The sequence below is a fragment of the Curtobacterium pomorum genome, assembly GCF_044497295.1.
Taxonomy (GTDB): Bacteria; Actinomycetota; Actinomycetes; order Actinomycetales; family Microbacteriaceae; genus Curtobacterium.
Genome location: NZ_CP172409.1, coordinates 3006271 through 3023809, shown reverse-complemented (window position 1 = coordinate 3023809; position 17539 = coordinate 3006271). Strand labels below are relative to the sequence as shown.

The window sequence follows — 17539 nt, the reverse complement described above, 5'->3', positions numbered from 1 at the left end:
TACATAGCAAGTAGATGCCGTAGAGTCGAAGCATGAGCACGGACCTTGCACCCCTCCACGGAACCGACGCCCCGGATGACCGGACTGGGCGAGCGGCGCGTCTGCGGGAGTACTTCGCCGCGCTGGTGCGGCACGAGACCGACGTGTGGAACGCGGTCGAGAAGCGGATGCGGGGCGAGGGCGTGCTGAGCCTGGCCCGACTGGAGGTGTTGCGGATCGTCCAGGCAGCCCCATCGGGCGCCCGGGTGCAGGACGTCGCGACCGGCGTCGGGACGTCGATCGCTGCAGCCAGTCGCTTGCTCGATCGGCTCGCCGCGGATGGTTTCCTCGAGCGTTCGACGGACCCGGACGATCGGCGCAGTGTCCGCAGTGTGCTCTCGCCCCAGGGGAGAGATGCCTTCGCCCTCGCGGACGAGCGGTTCGACCAAGCGCTGGACGCCGTGCTCTCGGATGCCGGTGCCGCGGCGATCGCAGACTGTATCGCGGCACTCGAGCGCCTGCAGTCGACGTTGGAGGCAAGGCGATGACGGCGACCATGCGGGCCGTCGTGATCGACGCACCCGGCGGCCCCGACGTGTTGCACCTCCGTGAGCTGCCGGTCCCGATCCCAGGCCCGGGCCAGGTGCTGATCCGTGTGGGAGCGTTCGGACTCAACCGGTCCGAGCTGCACTTTCGCCGCGGCATCGGCCATTTCGGAAGCTAGCGGTGCGTGGTCGGGTGAAGTTCCACGCCCCTGCCCCGGACGCGAAGATCGACTGGGACGCGGCGGTTGCAACGGCTGGCGCCCTCGCAAAGATCTGACCGTCGGCGTTCGGCATCGGGCGCGACGTATCGCGGACTGTGCCGGTGCCGTCGTGTTCCCAGGGCCACGGCTATGCGCAGGGGTCTCACCAGCTCCTGCGCGGACCGGAGTCGAGACGAAGTTGCAACGGCCCGCCCCCACAGCCCAGTGGGCTCGTGCAGACCGTGCGGTGAGCGATCGGCTACCGGACAGGCGCGTCCGGCCAGCGTCGCATCGGCCTTCCTCGTGATGGGCCTGGCGTGCTCCTGACGCCGATGCGGACCGTGACCACGACACATGGTCTCCCGACATGGATCCTCGGCATCATCCTTCTCTTCAGCGGCGTGGGCCGATGCGCTCATCGGCCGAGCCCGAGATCACGATTGAGTCGAACCAGCTGGGAGCACCCGGCTGCTGCGCATCCGGGTGCTCTGCGGTGAAGGATGCCCTTGGCCCGCCGAACCATCGGCTCCCGGTACCCCTTCGCGCCGAGCGGCGAGCAAGCTCCGCGAGGTCGTCGGCTAACCAGGAGAGGACGGACGCGTGCTTCCCCTGACCAGGATCGGCGCTAGCCCTGTTTCCAGCCGAAGTGCGCGCCGATGACCACGATGACGACCGCGACGGCCGCCGCCCCGACCCATACGCACCACTTGAACACCTGACGACCGCGTTCACTCTTCGGCAGCCAGCCGTCACCTGCAGCGGGACCAGGACTCATCGACACGAGACCGAACGTACTGAAGACGAGCCGGGAAGCCAGTGTCGCGTCCGGAGTGAACGCCAGTGGCGCGCGGCTGCTGCGTGGCCGCACCGAGTCACTCTTCTCGGGTCGTTCGGACAGCTAAGGCGATCGGAACTTCGCCGGGCTTCATCGAGCGATCGGCTACCGGCCGGTGGCCACCTCAGTCGAGTTCGTCGACCTGGTGCGGCGCGGACGCGCCAGCGTAGGGCTCCGGGGCGACGAGCCCGGTTGTGTCGCGGACGCGACCCGCCGTGCGCCGCCCGTTGACGGGGGAAGCGCACCTGACGACGGACTGGAGGCCGTGCTCACCACGTGAGCACGGCCTCCAGTCCGTCGCATGGTCGCGTCAGGACCGCTGGCGGCTCCGGCGGACGCCCGTGCGGACGGCGAAGCCGAGCAGCACGGCGAGCAGCGCCGCCAGGGCCATCGGGCCGGTGCCGTCGGAACCCGTGTAGGCGAGCTCGTCCGCGGCCGGGGCCGTGGTGGCGCGGTCACCCTGGTCCGCGACCGGCGCCGCGGTGGGAGGCGCGGAGGCCTCTGACGTGGGAGCCGCGGTGGGCTCTGCCGTCGCAGGCACCGTCGGCGCGGTCGTCGGCGGCGTGACGACCGCGGCCGGGCTGACCTCGACGGTCAGCGACGCGCTGACCGAGCCGACCGTCGCCGTGATGACGTGCGGCGAGGCGTGGTGGAACGTGACCGTGTCGCCGTGGATCTCGTCCGAGGCGACGCTGCTCGTGAGCACCACGTCGCCGGGCGTCGCGAGTTCGTTGCCGTACGCGTCGGTTCCGGTCGCGGCGACGCGGATCGTCGTCCCCTGCTGGGCCGTGATCGTGCCGTCGTCGTCACCCGTGCCCGCCGTGTCCAGGGTGAGTGCGTCGAGAGCGCCAGGGGTGACGTCGATCGCGACGGTCGAGACGGCGGGGAACCCGACGCCGTTGTCCGCGGTGATCCGGATGACCGACTGGCCGGCCTTCGTGGGGATCCCGGTGATGTCACCGGTCTCCGGGTCGAACGTCAGCCCTGCCGGCAGCTCGCCGTCGAAGGTGACGGTCGGCGCGGGGGAGCCCTCGATGTCGACGTGGTAGCGGAACCGCTCGCCGGCGACGGTCGTCGTCGGCAGGGTGCTCTCCGGGGTGACCGTCGCGGGGATCCCGGCGACCGGCACCGTGCCGTCGGAGGTCACGGTGAGCGTGTTCCATCCGGAGAGGGTGCCGGTGACCTCGACGCTGATGACGTGACCGAGGTCGGCTTCGACGGGGGTGTAGGCACGGTCCGTCGCGTCCTCGACGGCGGCACCGTCGCGGAGCCAGCGGTAGGAGAGCTCGGTGCCCGGGGCCCAGCCGGTGCTGCGCGCGGTGAGGTCGGCTCCGACCTGCGCGGTACCGGTGGCCTCGATCGCGACGGCCGCGTGCTGCGTGCCGGCGACGACGGCGGTCGCGGCGGATGCGTCGACCGTGCGGTCGGTGTACCCGTCGAGGTGCCCGGTCACCGTGACGCCGATCACGGCGTCGACGTCGTCGGCCGTCGGCGTGTAGGTGGCGCCGGTCGCGCCGTCGATGGCGACGCCGTCGCGGGTCCACTGGCGGTCGAAGGACGTGCCCGCGAGCCAACCTGCGTCCGTGGCGGTGAGCGCGGCGCCGACCGCGGCGGTGCCGTCGATGCCGACGGTGCCGTCCTGCGTACCGTCGCCCACGACGACCGGTGTGCTGGCGACGGAGTACCGGTCGTAGCCCTCGGCGGTGCCGGTCGCGACGACGTGCAGAGCGTGCCCGGCCTGGGCAGCGGTCGGCGTGTAGGTGGCCGAGGTCGCGCCGGTGATGGCCCGCTCGCCGTCGAACCACTGCAGCGACACCGTCGCGCCGGACGGGGTCCAGCCGCTGGTCGTCGCGGTGACGGACTCGGCGACGGTGGCCGCGCCGGTGGTGACCGTGCCGGTCTGCGTGCCGTGTTCCGCGACGACGGCATCCGAGGTGGCCGTCGTCGCGGTGTACCCGCGCGAGGTGACCGAGGCGATGACGAAGACCGCGTGGCCGCCGACGGCGTCACGGCCGGTGACCGTGTACTGGGCCGTGGTCGCGCCGGGGATCTTCACGTTCGTGCTGTCGCGGTACCACTGGTAGGTGACCGCGGAGTCGGAGGGGACCACTGCGGGGAGCGACGCGGTGAGGACCGTGCCGGCCTGCGCGGACGAGCCGACCGTGGCGTCCTGTGCGTCGGCGATCCGGACGGCGCCCGGGGCGATCGTGCCGGCGGCGACGGTACCGAGCTCGGCGGTCTTCGTGGCGGTGTGCCGGCCGACGGCGTTCGCGGTCACGGTGACCTGCACGGCCTTGCCGAGGTCGTCCGGGGTCGGCGTGTAGGTCGGAGCCGTGCTGACCTGGGCGCTACCGACGGTCCACGACCAGGTGAGGGTCGGGGCGGGGGTCCAGCCGTCCGACTTCGCGGTCACGGGCTTGCCGACCGCCAGGGCCGTATCGTCGACGGTGAGCGTCCCACCCGCGAAGTCGCCCATGGGCGTCGCCGTCGCGGTGGTGCTCCACGCGCCGGGGCCGCGGTCGGTCGTCGCGCGGACGCGGAAGTCGTAGGCGGTGCCGTCCGTCAGGCCGGTGACCGTCGCGGTGGTGGCCGTCGTCGCGGCGGGCGTGCTCCAGGAGCCGGAGCCGCTCGGGGCGTACTCGGTCTCGTAGCCGGTCAGTGTGGTGTCCACCGGCGGGGTCGGGGCGGACCACGACAGCGCCGTGGTGCCGTCGCCGGCGGTCGCGGTGAAGGAGCTCGGTGCGGCGATCGACAGGACGTAGGTGCGGTAGTTCAGCGAGTACCGACCGTTGTAGCTGTTGCTGCTGAGGACCGCGCCCTCGCCGGCCGCCGGAGTGGAGTTGAGCCAGTACGCGCCGACCGGCACCCCGAGGAAGTAGGTCGAGCCGGCCGTGATGGTCGGCGGAGACGGGAACTCCACCGTCTGCCATCCCTGTTGCAGCGAGATGGTGCCGGAAGCGAGCACGGTGCCGCTCGCCGACGAGCCCGAGTACACCGAGATGGTTCCGGAGGTGGCACCGTCCGTGTAGTACTGCGTGTTGTTGGGGTAGAAGTTGAAGTCAGCGCCGGTGAGCTGTCCACTCCGTCCAGCGACGAACACCTGGCCTGAATCCGGCCCGGCATAGGCTCCCAGAGACTGGCCTTCGCTCGAGCGGTCGAGCGTGCCGTTGGCAGGGGCAGCCTGCGCGGCGGGCGCAGCGACGAGGGTGAGACCAGCGACGAGAGCGGCGGCGAGGGCCGCTGCCGAGAACCGGGCACGGCGACGAGGCCGCACGGAGCGTGAGAGCACGGGGATCCTTCGGGTGGATGCGACCGATGCCGGTCACGGGTGTGCTCACCGTACCGAGCAGTACTCAGTGCACGCGTCCTCCCATCCGGGGGCCAGTCAGTAGTCGGGGTCCTGGCGATCCTGGTCCTGCCAGGGCAGCATCCGGCCGGCGACCAGCGACAGCACGCCCCCGAACATGAAGACGAGCAGCACCGCCCACCAGGGGTTGCTTCGTTCGCGCGGCTGCTGTCCGTCCATGCCGTCACGATAGCGGGTCAGTCGGTCGCACCCCGTGGCGGTTCGACGAGCAAGCCGACGCGATCGGCCAGGTAGTCGGCGAGCGGGACGGCGGAACCCGCGGCCGGTGACCAGCGGACGAGCGGCACGTCGTCCTCGATGAAGAGCACCCCGGTCGAGCCGACGAGCGTTCCGTCCAACGCGATCGCGGTGGCGCCGTGGTTGACGGTGTCGCCGGCCGTGAAGTGTCCCTTCGCCGCAGCCGCGCGGTACGCCCGACGGACCTCGGCGGAGACCGACTGGAACTGCGCCCGGCCCGGATCGATGACCCGGGTGATCGCCCCGGTGGCCCAGACCCGACCGCCGGACTCGAGCGACGAGCCGATCAGCAGCGCACCGATCCGCCACACACGGCCGAGGGGCCGCATGGTCGCTTCGCGGCGGATGCCGAGCACCGCCTTCGGCTGCACGTACTCGCCGAGCGCTTCGTCCGGCACCCCGGCGGCGCGGAGCCGGCGTGCGGCGTCGTCGAGCAGTTCGCGCGCTCGCTGCACTCCGTCGGTCACGTCCACCGAGCCTAGACCGGGGCCTGCCCCGAGCCCCGGTGCGATGCGCTGCGGCGCCCGTGACCGGTCGTCGCACGGCGCCCGTGACCGGTCGTCGCACGTCGCCCGTGCTCGGCCGTCGACCGTCGCCGGCGGGCGGCCGTGACGGTCCCGATGGTGATCATCACACCGCCGTACGCCAGCAGGACCCCGGCGACGGTCGGGATGAGCCAGCTCCGCGACCCGTTGACGAGCTGGTTGACGACTCCGATCTCGGGGACGCTGTACCAGACGACGCCCCGGATCTGCGCGGCGGTGACGGGGTGCGGGTCGGCCTTCGCGTTGTTGTCGCCCTTGAGGACGAAGGTGCGTTCGCCGTTCGACGCCGAGGACACCGAGACCACGCGGTGGCTGATGACGGCCGACTGGCCGGAGACGATCTGGTAGGTGACGACGTCACCGACCTCGACGTCGTCGACGGCGGTGGGACGGACGACGAGCAGCGTGCCCGGGGGCAGCGTCGGCTCCATCGACTGGGTCAGGACCGTCAGCGGCATCGACCCGGTGGCCTTGGGCACCACGATGAGCACGACGGCGAGCGCCGCGACGAGCAGGAGCAGCCCGGTGCTCACGCCGAGGACGACGGCGTGCACGACCGCACGCGCGCCGGAGCGCTCGGCACGTCCGGGACGGGCGGTTGCGCGGGTCATGCGCCGCACCGGATCGCCGCGCCGTTGTTCTGCGTGAAGAGCGTGACCGGGCCGCTGCCGGCGACGGTCGAGGTCGGGTTGCCCGCGCTGTCGAGCACCTTGACGGTGACGGGGAGGGTGCCGGAAGTGCCGGCGCTCGCCGGGATGTCGTTCGGGGCGATGGTGATGAACGCCGAGTAGTCCTGCGCCTTCTGGCCGACCGCGGTGGTGCCGACGAAGGCGCCGTACCAGGTGTCCTTCGGTCGGTTCGCGGCGTCCCAGCGCACCTCGACGTACCAGCCGTCGTGGTCCGTGCAGACCAGTGCGGGACCGGTGTCGGCGGCCGTCGCCGGGGTGGTCAGGGTGAACCCGCCCTGTACGACGCCCGAGGTCCAGCTGCCGCTCGCCACGGTGAGGTTGACGTTCACGGTGGCCGTGGCGGATGCCGGCGCCGAGGACTTGGGCGTGCTGCGGGTGCACCAGATGGCGGAGGCCCCGGCGGCGAGCTTGGACGTCATGCTCGGCAGCGACGCCCAGGTACCCGTGACTGATCCGCTGCCGACGGCGGTGTTCGTCGTGCACGCCGCGGTCGAGGCGACGGGCCACGCGACGACGGTGACCGCCTGCGCGAGCGCGGTCGAGCTGCCGGAGACGACGGACACGGTGGTCGTCGCGGTGCCGGCGATCGTGCCTGAGTTGGTGAGCGTGATCGGTTTCGTGACCGACGTCACCGTCGACGAGAAGGTGGTGGTCAACGCGCTCGTGCCGGTGATCGAGGCGGAGACCTTGCCGATCGCGACGCTCGAGGCCGTGGTGCCGGACGCACTCCACAGTGCCCAGGCGGCGCTCGACCCACCGCCGACGAACACGGCGGTGAGCAGCACGGCGACGACGAGCCGGAGTCTGCGGTTCATGCGGAGACCTGCGTTCCGGTGACGGTGAGGGTGAAGTCGGTGACGGCGCCGGAGACGCTCTGCGGCGCGTCGGCGTCGAGGACCAGCTCGACACAGCCGACGGAGCTCGCACCGGGCTGCAGCGTGAACGAGCTGCTGCCGGTGTCGAAGGCTGCGAGACGGCCGCTCGCGCCGGACAGCCCGGCGGTGCAGGCCGCAGCCGATGACACGTTGGTCAACCGGAGCGTCAGTTCGCCGAGCACGGCCGCCGACGAGGCGTTCGTCGCGGAGGCGACCTTCGTGGACGTCGTGGCGACCCGCATCGACAGCGGGATCGAACCGGTGTTCTTCACAGTGAAGGTGCCGGTGACGCCGGTCCCCGGTGCGAGGACGGTGGTGTTCATCGTCGACAGGGTGCCGACGGTGATCGTCGCCGTCGCGGACTTCACGGTGGTGGCAGCGGTGCTGGCGGTGCCGTTCCAGAGGGCGTAGGTCCCGCCGACGCCGAGGAGCGCCGTGGCGACCGCGACGACCAGGGCGAGCGCGACGGGCAGGATCCACCGGTGGCGTCGTGCCGCGCGGTGGCGGCCCGTCGTCCTCGGTGTCCCGGTCATGTGCGTCCCCTGGTGCTCGTGAGCCTCTGCTGGTGCGGACCGCAAGGGGCCCAGACGGGCCACAAGGGGCCCAGACGGGCCCAAGGGCCCGGGCGGGCCACGACCGGCGGATCAGGGGCCGGTCGTGGCCCGCGTCAGTGCGATCGGTGGATCAGGAACCGATCGCGGTCTGCGTGAGGGTGAAGGCCAGCGCGCCGACGTTGATCGACCCGTTCTGTCCGGTGGTCGCCGAGGACGGCAGCGTGATCGTGAAGACGACCTTGACGGTCGAGGTGGACGCCGACGGCGAGACGACGAAGGTGTTCGCGTTCGACGTCGACTGCACGACGGTGGCGCTCGAGGACGTCACGGCGAGGGTCTTCTGCGTCGCGGCGAGGAGCGCGGAGTCGCCGGTGATCGACTGGCTGGCGTAGGTCAGGTTCGCCTTGAGGTCCTGGCCGGTCGCGCCGATGTTCAGCGTCTGCGTGAACTGGAACGTGTTGCCCGGCACCATCAGGGCGGTGGTGGGGTTGATCGCGGTCGAGCGCCCGTTCGTGATGTCGGTCCAGGCGCCGTCGTTGTTCGCGGTGAGGGTCAGTGTGCCGGAGCTCACCGAGGACGCGGCGCTCGAGGCGCTGGCGTTCCAGAGGGCGAAGGTGCCTGCTCCGCCGAGGAGGAGGGCGATGCCGGCCGCGCCGGCGATGGTGCCGGTGACGATCTTGTGCATGGGAGTGGTCCGTTCTGCGCTTCGGGGCGCGCTGAGCACCACCGGCTCGGTGATTCGGGTCGTCGAGCTGGTGGGACGGTGTCATCGACCTCGCGGGTGAGGGGTCGCGGCTGACCGGTGCCGAGAGTGGTCGCCGGGCTCCGGAGCGCAGATCTGCTGCTCGGGCGGGCTGGACTCGCTCTGGTGACGACGCTACTCGTCCCCCAAAGTGCGGACAAGTCGGAACATGCTTTTGCATGCACCCAGAACGGGGGTGATTTTTGTCCTCCCTGTGGAGGACATGTTTGTACCCCGATCGCGATCGGAATGTCGGGCGTCCCCCGACCGTTGCACCGACCGGAAACGAGGAGGGACCCATGGGCATCGTGCGCTGGCTGTTCGACGCGCAGATCGTCATCGGCGACCAGACGGTGCTCTGGCGCGAGGTGATCGGCAACGTCTTCGGGCTGCTCAGCGCGCTCGGCGGGATGCGCCGCAAGGTCTGGGCGTGGCCGATCGGGCTCGTCGGCAACGCGCTCCTGTTCACCGTCTTCATGGGTGCCCTGTTCGACACCCCGAACCCCGTCAACCTGCTCGGTCAGGCCGGCCGCCAGGTCATGTTCATCATCGTGAGCATCTACGGCTGGTACCGCTGGACGCACCGCCCCGACGCCACCGCCACGGTGATCGAACCGCACTGGGCCTCGTGGCGGACCCGGGTCCTGCTGGTCGTCGGCATGGTCGGTGGGACCGCGCTGCTCACCCCGGTGTTCCGCGCCCTCGGGTCGTACGAACCGGTGTGGAGCGACGCGTGGATCTTCGTCGGTTCGCTGCTCGCCACCTACGGCATGGCGAAGGGCTGGGTGGAGTTCTGGCTCATCTGGGTCGCGGTCGACCTGGTCGGCGTCCCGCTGCTGTTCTCGGCCGGGTACTACGCGTCGGGTCTCATGTACGTCTTCTACGGCGCCTTCACGTTGACCGGCTTCTTCGTGTGGATGAACCAGCGGGTCAAGCCCCCGGCAGCGCCGGTCACGGTCGGCTGACCGGCCCGCCCACACCGAACCGGTCCACGACGACCCGGCGCGGATGTGACGGCCCCCGGTCTGGGACGAGACAATGGGGTACCGCACACGATGGGATGGTCCGATGGAACCCCTGCACGGCGAACGCGTCGAGGATGATGAGTCCCTCGCCGAGCGCACCGTCCGCGGAGCGATCCGCGCCTACCGACTGCACTCCTTCGATGCGGTCGACGCCTCGGTCGTGGCCGAGGTCGCGGGCATCCCGCTCGAGACCGTGGAGCGCCTGTTCCCCGCGTGGGAGGCGTTGCTGCTGGTGACGTACGACCGGTGGACGCAGCTGCGGGGCACCCGTCGGAAGACCCCGCCGGCGTGCACGATCGACCACGTCCGGTTGACCCTGGCCGAGGACGTCGCCGATCCGGGGCTCGTCCGGGTCCTGGCGGGCGTGATCACGGTCGCGAGCTCGGAGTCCGGGTTCGCCGAGCTGTTCCGCAAGCGCTTCGACGAGTACGTCGAGCAGCTCAGCAACGGTCTGCAACGCGACTTCGACAGCGGCGCCGAGGAATCGGCGATCCCGGCGTACCAGGCGGCCACACAGCTGCTCGCGGTGTACGAGGGGCTGCAGATCCAGATGCTCGTCCGGCCGCACATCGACGTCATGGTGGAGTTCGACCGCTCGGTCCGGACGCTCCGACAGGGCTGGAAGCAGCACGAGCTGACGTCGTGGGACCTCGACGCCGACGTCCCCGAGCGCGAGACGCCACAGCGCCAGCGACCGGCAGAACAACAGCAGACCGCACGCGAACCCGAGCGGGAACCCCAGAGTCGTCCCTAGCGGGAGACCGACCGCCGCCACGACACGATCTGCCGCAGCGTCACCTTCGACCCGTACTGCGCGACCGAGTGCCGGAACAGGTACTCGGCGAACCACAGCAGCAGCCCGGCAGCGACGAACACCTCGACGATGCAGACCACCGACTCGGTGACGCTCAGTGAGCCGACGGCGTTCCGCACCATGGCGGTGATGGGCGTGAACGTCGGGAAGTACGTGAAGAACGCGGCGACGGGCGACGACGGGGTGGTCATCACGAAGAACGCCGCGTAGAGCGGGATGATCAGGGCGAAGATCGCCGCCGACTGCAGCGCCGAGGCGTCCTTGATCGACGGCACCGCGGCACCGACGGCGACGAACAACCCGGACGCCAGCAGGACGCCGCCGACGAGCAGCAGGGCACCGACGAGCATCCGCCACGGGTCGATCGTCAGGCCGCCCAGCTGCGAGGCGACGAGCGGCAGGACGGCGAGCATCCCCACCAGCCCGGGGATGACGAACACCCCGACCTGCACGAACCCGACGAGCAGCATCGCGATCACCTTGCCGCGGATCAGGTCGCCGGCGGTGACGGCGGTCAGGATCATCTCGGAGATGCGGTTCTCCTTCTCCTCGACCACGACGGTCACCATGCGTGCGGCGAGCAGGATGACGAGCCCGAAGAAGGCGGCGACGTACAGGAACGGCGGAACGATCGACAGCCAACCCGGCGCGACCCGCCCGTCGGCGTACGTCGTGACGTCGGTGGCCGGTGGGGAGCGCAGCAGTTCGACGGTCTCGGGATCGTCGACGGTCGCGGCGACACTCTGTTCGAGCACCCGTTCGGCGAGCGACGAGTAGCCGCCGTTCGCGAACAAGCCACGGTCGGCGGCGTCGACCTGGATCGCGGTGGTCGACGGCGACGCGGGGAACTCGATGAACGCGTCGAGGGTGCCGGAGCGCACGGCGGCGCGGTCGGCACCGGCGTCGGTGGACGGCGATCCGCCCCACTTCGCGGCCACGGACTCGGACACCAGCCCGGAGTGGTCGAGGTAGCGGAACGGCGTCTTCGTGGCCGAGGAGCCGGAGACCACCGAGTCGGTGCCGGCCGCCTGGCCGATGCCGACGAGCAGGGACACGACGACGATGACGACCGGTAGCGCGAGCGTGCCGATCCAGAACGCGGGCTTCTTGACCGCGCGCACGAACTCGAACCGGACGACGGTGCCGAGGCGGCTCATGCGGCGGCCCCGTCCACTGAGGCCGTGGCGAGCGCGTCGTGGCCGTAGACCTGCACGAAGATCTCGTCGAGTGGGATCCGGCGCATCTCGAACGCGGTGACGCGGACACCGTCCGCCACCAGCGCGGCGAGGATGTCGGCGCCGTCCGGCGCGGCGGCGGACGTCGGCACGAGGTAGGCGACGTGCCCCTCGTGCCGCGCGAGCTTGTACAGCGGCGAGCGGGGGACCGGTCCGTCGAGGCCGACCCGGGCGACGGCGCCGCCGAAGGCGTCCTGCACGTCGGGGATGGACCCGTAGGCCGCGGCCGTGCCGTCCTTGAGCAGCAGGATCCGGTCGCAGAGCCGCTCGACCTCGTCCATGTGGTGGGTCACGAGGATGACGGTCGCGCCGTCGGCCTTGCGCTCGTCGACCAGGTCGAGCAGCAGTCGACGGTTGACGGGGTCGAGGCCCTTCGTGGGTTCGTCGAGGATGAGCAGCCGCGGCCGGTCCATGATCGTGATGCCGAGCTGCACCTTCTGCTGCTGCCCGCCGGAGAGCTTGTCGACGCGGAGCTTGGCGCGGTCGGCCAGGCCCACGCGGGCCAGGTAGTCCATGCTCCAGGCGGTGGCCTCGGGGCCGCGCAGCCCGCGGAGCCGTCCGAAGTAGGACATCACGTCGATGACGGATTCCTTGCGGTAGAGCCCGCGTTCCTCGGGCAGGTACCCGATGCCGCCGGTGGCGGGCCGGTACGGCTGGCCGTCGATGGTCAGGGTGCCGGCGGTCGGGGTGGTGATGCCGAGCAGGGCGCGGATCGTCGTGGTCTTGCCGGAGCCGTTGCTGCCGAGCAGGCCGAACGTCTCACCCGCGGCGACGTCGAACGACAGTCCGTCGACCACGTTCCGGTCCCCGAACCGCATGACGAAGTCCTGCACGCTGATGGTCGCCCCGCTCATGCGGCGACCCTACCGGGACCGGCTGACGTCCCGGCTGCCGGTCGCGGCCCGAGACGGTGACCGCACGACGGACGGGAGGCCCGTGGCGAACCCGCCACGGGCCTCCCGTCCGTCATCTGGTCGCGTCCACGATGCGCACCCTGCGTCAGGAACGCAACCAGGCCGTCCCCACGCCCGTCAGGGCGCCGTCTGCCACCGGCGCCGAGGCGAGCAGCAGCTCGCCGGCGGGGAGTTCGTAGGGCTCGTCACCGAACACCGTCACGCTCGTCCAGCCGTTCGGGCGTCGGAAGGCGAGCACGTCGTCGCGGCCGGTCTCGAGCCACTCCAGGTGTTCCTCGGACTGCAGCTGGCCGCGCAGTCCGAGGGCCTTCCGGTACAGGTTCAGGGTCGAGCCGGGATCGGTGTCCTCGGCCTCGACGCTCGCGTCCGCGAACCACGCCGGCTGGGGCAGGTGCGCGGTGCCGGTGCCGAAGCCGAACGACGGGCCGGACCGAGTCCACGGGAGCGGCACACGGCAGCCGTCACGGCCGACGTCGACGCCCGGGTTCCGGAAGAACGCGGGGTCCTGGCGGTCGGCGTCGGGGATGTCGCCGACCTCGTGCAGGCCGAGTTCCTCGCCCTGGTACAGGTAGGCGGAGCCGGGCAGCGCGAGCTCGAGCAGGGTTGCGGCCTGCGCTCGGCGCAGCCCCAGCGAGCGGTCGAGGTCGTCCTGCGAACCGCCGGCCAGCAGCCACGCGCCACCCTGCTTGTCGGGGGAGCCGTTCCGCGCCGGCAGCGCGTACCGGGTGGCGTGGCGGACGACGTCGTGGTTCGAGAAGACCCAGGTGGTCGAGGAGCCGGACTGCTCGGCCAGACCGAGGTTGAACTCGATGATCGTGCGGAACTGGCCGGCGTCGAAGTCGGCCTCGAGCAGGTCGAAGTTGAACGCCTGCCCCAGACCGTCGGCGCTCGCGTACCGAGCGCGGCGGTCGGCGGCGACCCAGGCCTCGGCGACCGCGGTCCGGGCGGGGGTGTACTCGTTGAACACCGTCCGCCACTCGGCGTAGATCTCGTGCACGTCGTCGCGGTCCCACAGCGGGTGCGAGCCGTCCTTCGGGATCTCGGCGAGCTCCGCCCAGGTCGGCAGGGCGCCGGTGGGCAGGTCCTTCGCGAGCCCGTGGGCGACGTCGATGCGGAAACCGTCGACGCCGCGGTCCGACCAGAACCGCAGGGTGCGCAGGAAGTCGTCGCGGACCTCGCGGTTTGCCCAGTTCAGGTCGGGCTGCTCCTTGGCGAAGGAGTGCAGGTACCACTGGCCGTCGCCGACCGCCGTCCAGGCCGGGCCGCCGAAGATCGAGATCCAGTCGGCCGGAGCCTGTTCGCCGGAGGGCCCGGTGCCGTCGCGGAACACGTACCGGTCACGGGCAGGGGAGCCCTTCGGCGCGGCGAGCGCCTCGCGGAACCACTCGTGCCGGTCGCTCGTGTGGTTCGGGACCACGTCGACGATCACCCGGATGCCGGCGGCGTGCAGTGCCTCGACCATCCGGTCGAAGTCGTCGAGCGTGCCGAGCTTCGGGTCGACGTCGCGGTAGTCGTCGACGTCGTAGCCGCCGTCGGCCAGCGCGGACGGGTAGAAGGGGCTGAGCCAGACGGCCTCGACACCGAGCGACGCCAGGTACGGCACGCGCTCGGTGATGCCGGGCAGGTCGCCGATGCCGTCGCCGTTCGCGTCCGCGAAGGAGCGCGGGTAGATCTGGTAGACGCTGGCCTGGCGCCACCAGGTCTCGTCGGTCGAGGTCGGGCTGGCGCTGACTGCGGGGTCGAGCACGTCGGTCATCTGGGTTCTTCCTTCGGTCGAGGTCGTTGTGTCGCTCACTTGATGGCGCCCTGGGTCACACCGGCCATCACCCATCGCTGGGTGACGAGGTAGACGATGATCGCCGGCGCCATCGCCATCAGGTACGAGGCGAACGACACGTTGTAGTTGTTGCTGAACTGCGTCTGGAACATCTGCTGCAGCACCGGCAGGGTCTGCAGCGCCGGGTCCGAGGTGATCAGCGACGGCATCACGAAGTCGTTCCACGACGCCAGGAACGCGAAGATGCCGACGGTGGCGCTCATCGGTGCCAGCAGCGGGAACACGAGCCGCCAGAACACCTGGCCCGTGCTCGCGCCGTCGATGCGGGCGCTCTCCTCGAGCTCGGCCGGGATCGACCGTAGGAACGCGGTGAAGAGCAGCACGCTGAACGACAGCTGGAACATGACGTGCAGCAGCGCGACGCCGAACGGGTTGTCCAGGTGCGCGAGGCCGGTGAGCTTCACCTGCGACAGTGCCAGCACCGGGAACGGCAGGAACATGGCGGCGAGCAGGTAGAAGAACGACCAGCGGAACAGCCGACGGTCCCAGTTCCTGGCGATCGCGAACGCCGTGAACGAGGCGAGCAGGATCGTGCCGACGACGGTGATCGCGGCGACGAGCACCGAGACGCCGAACGCCCGCGGGAAGTCGGTGAGCTCCCACGCCTGCACGAAGCCGTCGACGCTGAAGGGCGCGGGCAGCGAGAACGCGTTGCCGTCCACCGCCTGGCTCGTCGTTTTGAACGCCATCGTCAGGGTGACGTAGAGCGGCACCAGGATCGACAGCGCGCAGAGCACGAGGACGACGGTGACGGGCCAGTTGGCGGTGCCGCCGCGGCGGCCCGCGGTCCGGTCGGCGTCGACCGATCGGATGCTGCCCGTCTTCGTCGTTCCCGGACGGAGGGGTGTCTGGATGGTCATCAGAGCGCTGCCTTCCCGCGGGTCGCCCGCAGCTGGATCACGGCGATGACGACCGCGATGATGAAGAAGATCGTGGCGTTGGCCATCTGGTAGGCGTAGTCGCCGCCGTTGAAGCCCTTGAAGATCGACATCGCGACGCTCGTGGTCGAGGTGCCGGGGCCGCCGTCGGTCAGGCCGACGATGATGTCGTACGAGTTCAGGAAGTTCTTGAACCCGATCACCAGGTTGATCAGGATGTAGCCGGCCGTCAGCGGCGCGGTGATCGAGATCAGCTGGCGCCAGGCACTCGCGCCGTCGAGGGCAGCGGCCTCGTAGACCTCGCCGGGGATGGACAGCACCCCGGCGATGTAGATGAGGAGGGTCGACGGGATCGCCTGCCACGCGGTGACGATCACGATCGCGACCCACGCCAGGTCGGGGTTCGCCAGGATGCTCTGCTCGAGCGGCCCGAACCCGATCGCGGTGGCGAACGCCGGCAGGCTGTTCGCGAACAGGAACGAGAACACGTACGCGATGACGATGCCGGAGATCACCATCGGCAGCACGAACACCGCGCGGAGGGCGATCTTGCCGCGGATCTTCGAGGTCAGGGCGATGGCGAGCAGGAACGCGACCGCGTTGACGACGATCACGGTGACGAGCGAGAACCCGAGGGTGAACAGGTACGCCTGCAGGATCGCGGGGTCGGAGAACACCGCGACGTAGTTCGTGAGCCCGATGAAGCGGAACTCACCGAACCCGACCGAGTTCGTGAAGCTCAGCACGATGCCCATCACGGCCGGCAGCGTGATGGCGAGCGTGAAGAGCAGCAGGGTGGGGAGCAGGAAGGCGAGGAAGAGCGGTTCGATCCGCTTCCGCTTGTGGGTGACGGACTGGAGGCCCGGTGCGGCTCCGCCCCGTCGGCGGCGGTCCGCCGTCGTGATGGCTTCGGTGGTCGTGGTTGCCATGGGACGTCTCCTTACGCGGCCGTGCGGAGCGCGAGGCGCGCCCAGTCGGCGTCGAGGGTGCGGAGCTGGCGCTGCGGGTCGCCGCCGAAGGCGATCGACTGCGCGTAGTTCGCGACCGGGATCTCGGCGGGGATGAGCTGCGACGCACCGAGGTAGAAGGCGGCGTCGTCGTAGTACGACTGCATGCCGGTCAGCGCCGGGTTCGACGCCGGAGGAGCGTCCTTGCGGACACCGAAGCCGTTGTTGTCGGCGTTGTACTTGTCGTTGACCTTCGACTGCATCAGGAACGACAGGAACTCGCGAGCCGCCTCCTGCTTGCGCGACGCCTCCGGGATCCAGAGCGCCAGGTCCACGTTCACCCGCACCTTGTTGTCCGCGGCGTCGTCGGTGACGGGCAGCGGGAAGGTGCCGAGGTCCATGTCCTCGTTCGTCTTCGCGATCTCGCCCAGGGCCCACGGTCCCTGCAGGTACATCGCGGCCTTGCCCTGCGCGAAGGCGAGGTTGCCGTCGCCGTACCCGCGGCTGGCCGCGCCGTCCTGGTGCCACTCGCGCAGCTGGACCATGCGTTCCATCGGCGTCCGGAGGTCCTTCTCGAACGACACCGACGAGTCCTTGCCGACCTTCGTGCCCTCGCGTCGCAGCGCGTCGAACGTCTTCGGGGTGTCGATCGCGCCGCCGATCGTGTAGTCGAACATGCCCTGCGCGATCGTCCAGTTGTCCTTGAACGTGCCGTAGATCGGGGCGATCCCGGCCTTCGTCAGGCGCTCGCAGAGGTCGGCGAACTCGCTCCAGGTCGTCGGGACCTCGAGCCCCTGCTCGGCGAACAGCGCCTTGTTGTAGATCACCGAGGCGGCGGTCACGGAGTACGGCAGGGCGCTCTTGCGCCCCGGGTAGTCGGCGGTCTGCTCCATGAGCGGCCACAGGTCGGGGTTGATCGTGTCGGTCTGGGGCAGGTCGGACAGGTCCGTCAGTGCCCCGTGCTCGACGAACGGCACGACCGAGAAGTTGTAGTTCCAGCACCCGAGGTCCGGCGGACGGTTCCGGACGAAGTTCGCGGACATGCTCGAGGTCGAGTCGCGGACGACCCGCACCTTCGACTGGCTGTCGTGGAACTGCGCGATGACGCCGTCGAAGTAGCCGATGACCTCGGGCTTCGACACGTAGAACGTGATGGTCTCCGGCTTGGCGCTCGAGGACCCGATCGGGGCGCACCCCGCGAGCGCGAGCCCGCTGGCGATGCCGCCGGCTCCGAGCAGGAACGAGCGTCGGCTCACCGATGCTGCCGTCCTGGTCGTGGCGTGTGGTTGCACGTCGTCTCCGTCCGTCCGGACCCGGCAGC

At 70.5% G+C, this 17539-nt stretch carries 18 protein-coding genes; 4 read left to right on the top strand and 14 right to left on the bottom strand.

Annotated features, from left to right (window positions below; translation table 11 throughout):
- Positions 1-32: 32 nt before the first annotated feature.
- Both ACGH48_RS14425 and ACGH48_RS14420 read left to right on the top strand, forming a co-directional pair.
- A complete protein-coding gene (locus tag ACGH48_RS14425) occupies positions 33-527 on the top strand; it encodes a MarR family transcriptional regulator (protein ID WP_071303663.1) in 495 nt (164 codons plus the stop codon).
- Positions 524-703, top strand: a complete 180-nt coding sequence (locus ACGH48_RS14420) for a hypothetical protein (RefSeq protein WP_071303662.1) — start codon at positions 524-526, stop codon at positions 701-703. Before ACGH48_RS14425 ends, ACGH48_RS14420 begins: the two co-directional genes overlap by 4 nt.
- A 646-nt stretch (positions 704-1349) precedes the next feature.
- Here the strand turns inward: ACGH48_RS14420 and ACGH48_RS14415 are convergent.
- The 8 genes from ACGH48_RS14415 to ACGH48_RS14380 form a co-directional block, all read right to left on the bottom strand.
- A complete protein-coding gene (locus tag ACGH48_RS14415; RefSeq protein WP_396289071.1) occupies positions 1350-1505 on the bottom strand; it encodes a hypothetical protein in 156 nt (51 codons plus the stop codon).
- 364 nt (positions 1506-1869) lie between these two features.
- A complete protein-coding gene (locus ACGH48_RS14410) occupies positions 1870-4659 on the bottom strand; it encodes a fibronectin type III domain-containing protein (RefSeq protein WP_396289070.1) in 2790 nt (929 codons plus the stop codon).
- 285 nt (positions 4660-4944) lie between these two features.
- Positions 4945-5085, bottom strand: a complete 141-nt coding sequence (locus ACGH48_RS14405) for a hypothetical protein (RefSeq protein ID WP_185020900.1) — start codon at positions 5083-5085, stop codon at positions 4945-4947.
- 17 nt (positions 5086-5102) lie between these two features.
- Positions 5103-5630, bottom strand: coding sequence for a hypothetical protein (locus ACGH48_RS14400; RefSeq protein WP_148061801.1), 528 nt, complete (start codon positions 5628-5630; stop codon positions 5103-5105).
- A gap of 11 nt (positions 5631-5641) precedes the next feature.
- Positions 5642-6319, bottom strand: a complete 678-nt coding sequence (locus ACGH48_RS14395) for a signal peptidase I (protein WP_396289069.1) — start codon at positions 6317-6319, stop codon at positions 5642-5644.
- On the bottom strand, positions 6316-7212 hold the full coding sequence (locus ACGH48_RS14390; RefSeq protein ID WP_123314018.1) for a hypothetical protein: 897 nt from the start codon (positions 7210-7212) through the stop codon (positions 6316-6318). Before ACGH48_RS14390 ends, ACGH48_RS14395 begins: the two co-directional genes overlap by 4 nt.
- Positions 7209-7805, bottom strand: a complete 597-nt coding sequence (locus ACGH48_RS14385; RefSeq protein ID WP_396289068.1) for a TasA family protein — start codon at positions 7803-7805, stop codon at positions 7209-7211. Before ACGH48_RS14385 ends, ACGH48_RS14390 begins: the two co-directional genes overlap by 4 nt.
- Before the next feature lie 151 nt (positions 7806-7956).
- Positions 7957-8511: an alternate-type signal peptide domain-containing protein gene (locus ACGH48_RS14380; RefSeq protein ID WP_396289067.1), complete on the bottom strand. Its 555-nt coding sequence runs from the start codon at positions 8509-8511 to the stop codon at positions 7957-7959.
- Positions 8512-8867: 356 nt separating this feature from the next.
- Between ACGH48_RS14380 and pnuC the strand changes: the two genes are divergently transcribed.
- Both pnuC and ACGH48_RS14370 read left to right on the top strand, forming a co-directional pair.
- The gene (gene pnuC / locus ACGH48_RS14375; protein ID WP_396289066.1) at positions 8868-9533 is read left to right on the top strand and encodes a nicotinamide riboside transporter PnuC; all 666 of its coding nucleotides are present in this window, start codon (positions 8868-8870) and stop codon (positions 9531-9533) included.
- Between the two features lie 103 nt (positions 9534-9636).
- The gene (locus tag ACGH48_RS14370) at positions 9637-10347 is read left to right on the top strand and encodes a hypothetical protein (RefSeq protein WP_123314014.1); all 711 of its coding nucleotides are present in this window, start codon (positions 9637-9639) and stop codon (positions 10345-10347) included.
- On the opposite strand, the gene ACGH48_RS14365 is transcribed toward ACGH48_RS14370, so the two are convergent.
- The 6 genes from ACGH48_RS14365 to ACGH48_RS14340 form a co-directional block, all read right to left on the bottom strand.
- Entirely contained in the window at positions 10344-11564 is a 1221-nt protein-coding gene (locus ACGH48_RS14365) for an ABC transporter permease (protein ID WP_123314013.1), read from the bottom strand. The two genes, ACGH48_RS14370 and ACGH48_RS14365, sit on opposite strands and share 4 nt — an antisense overlap.
- A complete protein-coding gene (locus tag ACGH48_RS14360; protein ID WP_396289065.1) occupies positions 11561-12496 on the bottom strand; it encodes an ABC transporter ATP-binding protein in 936 nt (311 codons plus the stop codon). Before ACGH48_RS14360 ends, ACGH48_RS14365 begins: the two co-directional genes overlap by 4 nt.
- A 145-nt stretch (positions 12497-12641) precedes the next feature.
- On the bottom strand, positions 12642-14312 hold the full coding sequence (locus ACGH48_RS14355) for a glycoside hydrolase family 13 protein (RefSeq protein ID WP_396289064.1): 1671 nt from the start codon (positions 14310-14312) through the stop codon (positions 12642-12644).
- Between the two features lie 35 nt (positions 14313-14347).
- Complete coding sequence (locus ACGH48_RS14350) at positions 14348-15253, bottom strand: carbohydrate ABC transporter permease (protein ID WP_123314011.1); 906 nt, start codon at positions 15251-15253, stop codon at positions 14348-14350.
- Positions 15253-16200, bottom strand: a complete 948-nt coding sequence (locus ACGH48_RS14345; protein WP_123314010.1) for a carbohydrate ABC transporter permease — start codon at positions 16198-16200, stop codon at positions 15253-15255. Before ACGH48_RS14345 ends, ACGH48_RS14350 begins: the two co-directional genes overlap by 1 nt.
- A gap of 11 nt (positions 16201-16211) precedes the next feature.
- Positions 16212-17510 (bottom strand): ABC transporter substrate-binding protein, encoded by a 1299-nt coding sequence (locus ACGH48_RS14340; RefSeq protein ID WP_396289063.1) that lies wholly within the window; start codon positions 17508-17510, stop codon positions 16212-16214.
- Positions 17511-17539: the final 29 nt, after the last annotated feature.

Bases quoted from the DNA above. Each gene is read 5' to 3' on its own strand.
- ACGH48_RS14390 (WP_123314018.1), bottom strand. From the start codon at position 7,212: ATGAACCGCAGACTCCGGCTCGTCGTCGCCGTGCTGCTCACCGCCGTG.
- pnuC (WP_396289066.1), top strand. From the start codon at position 8,868: ATGGGCATCGTGCGCTGGCTGTTCGACGCGCAGATCGTCATCGGCGAC.
- ACGH48_RS14420 (WP_071303662.1), top strand. From the start codon at position 524: ATGACGGCGACCATGCGGGCCGTCGTGATCGACGCACCCGGCGGCCCC.
- ACGH48_RS14345 (WP_123314010.1), bottom strand. From the start codon at position 16,200: ATGGCAACCACGACCACCGAAGCCATCACGACGGCGGACCGCCGCCGA.
- ACGH48_RS14385 (WP_396289068.1), bottom strand. From the start codon at position 7,805: ATGACCGGGACACCGAGGACGACGGGCCGCCACCGCGCGGCACGACGC.
- ACGH48_RS14350 (WP_123314011.1), bottom strand. From the start codon at position 15,253: ATGACCATCCAGACACCCCTCCGTCCGGGAACGACGAAGACGGGCAGC.
- ACGH48_RS14425 (WP_071303663.1), top strand. From the start codon at position 33: ATGAGCACGGACCTTGCACCCCTCCACGGAACCGACGCCCCGGATGAC.
- ACGH48_RS14365 (WP_123314013.1), bottom strand. From the start codon at position 11,564: ATGAGCCGCCTCGGCACCGTCGTCCGGTTCGAGTTCGTGCGCGCGGTC.
- ACGH48_RS14355 (WP_396289064.1), bottom strand. From the start codon at position 14,312: ATGACCGACGTGCTCGACCCCGCAGTCAGCGCCAGCCCGACCTCGACC.
- ACGH48_RS14380 (WP_396289067.1), bottom strand. From the start codon at position 8,511: ATGCACAAGATCGTCACCGGCACCATCGCCGGCGCGGCCGGCATCGCC.
- ACGH48_RS14405 (WP_185020900.1), bottom strand. From the start codon at position 5,085: ATGGACGGACAGCAGCCGCGCGAACGAAGCAACCCCTGGTGGGCGGTG.
- ACGH48_RS14395 (WP_396289069.1), bottom strand. From the start codon at position 6,319: ATGACCCGCGCAACCGCCCGTCCCGGACGTGCCGAGCGCTCCGGCGCG.
- ACGH48_RS14370 (WP_123314014.1), top strand. From the start codon at position 9,637: ATGGAACCCCTGCACGGCGAACGCGTCGAGGATGATGAGTCCCTCGCC.
- ACGH48_RS14360 (WP_396289065.1), bottom strand. From the start codon at position 12,496: ATGAGCGGGGCGACCATCAGCGTGCAGGACTTCGTCATGCGGTTCGGG.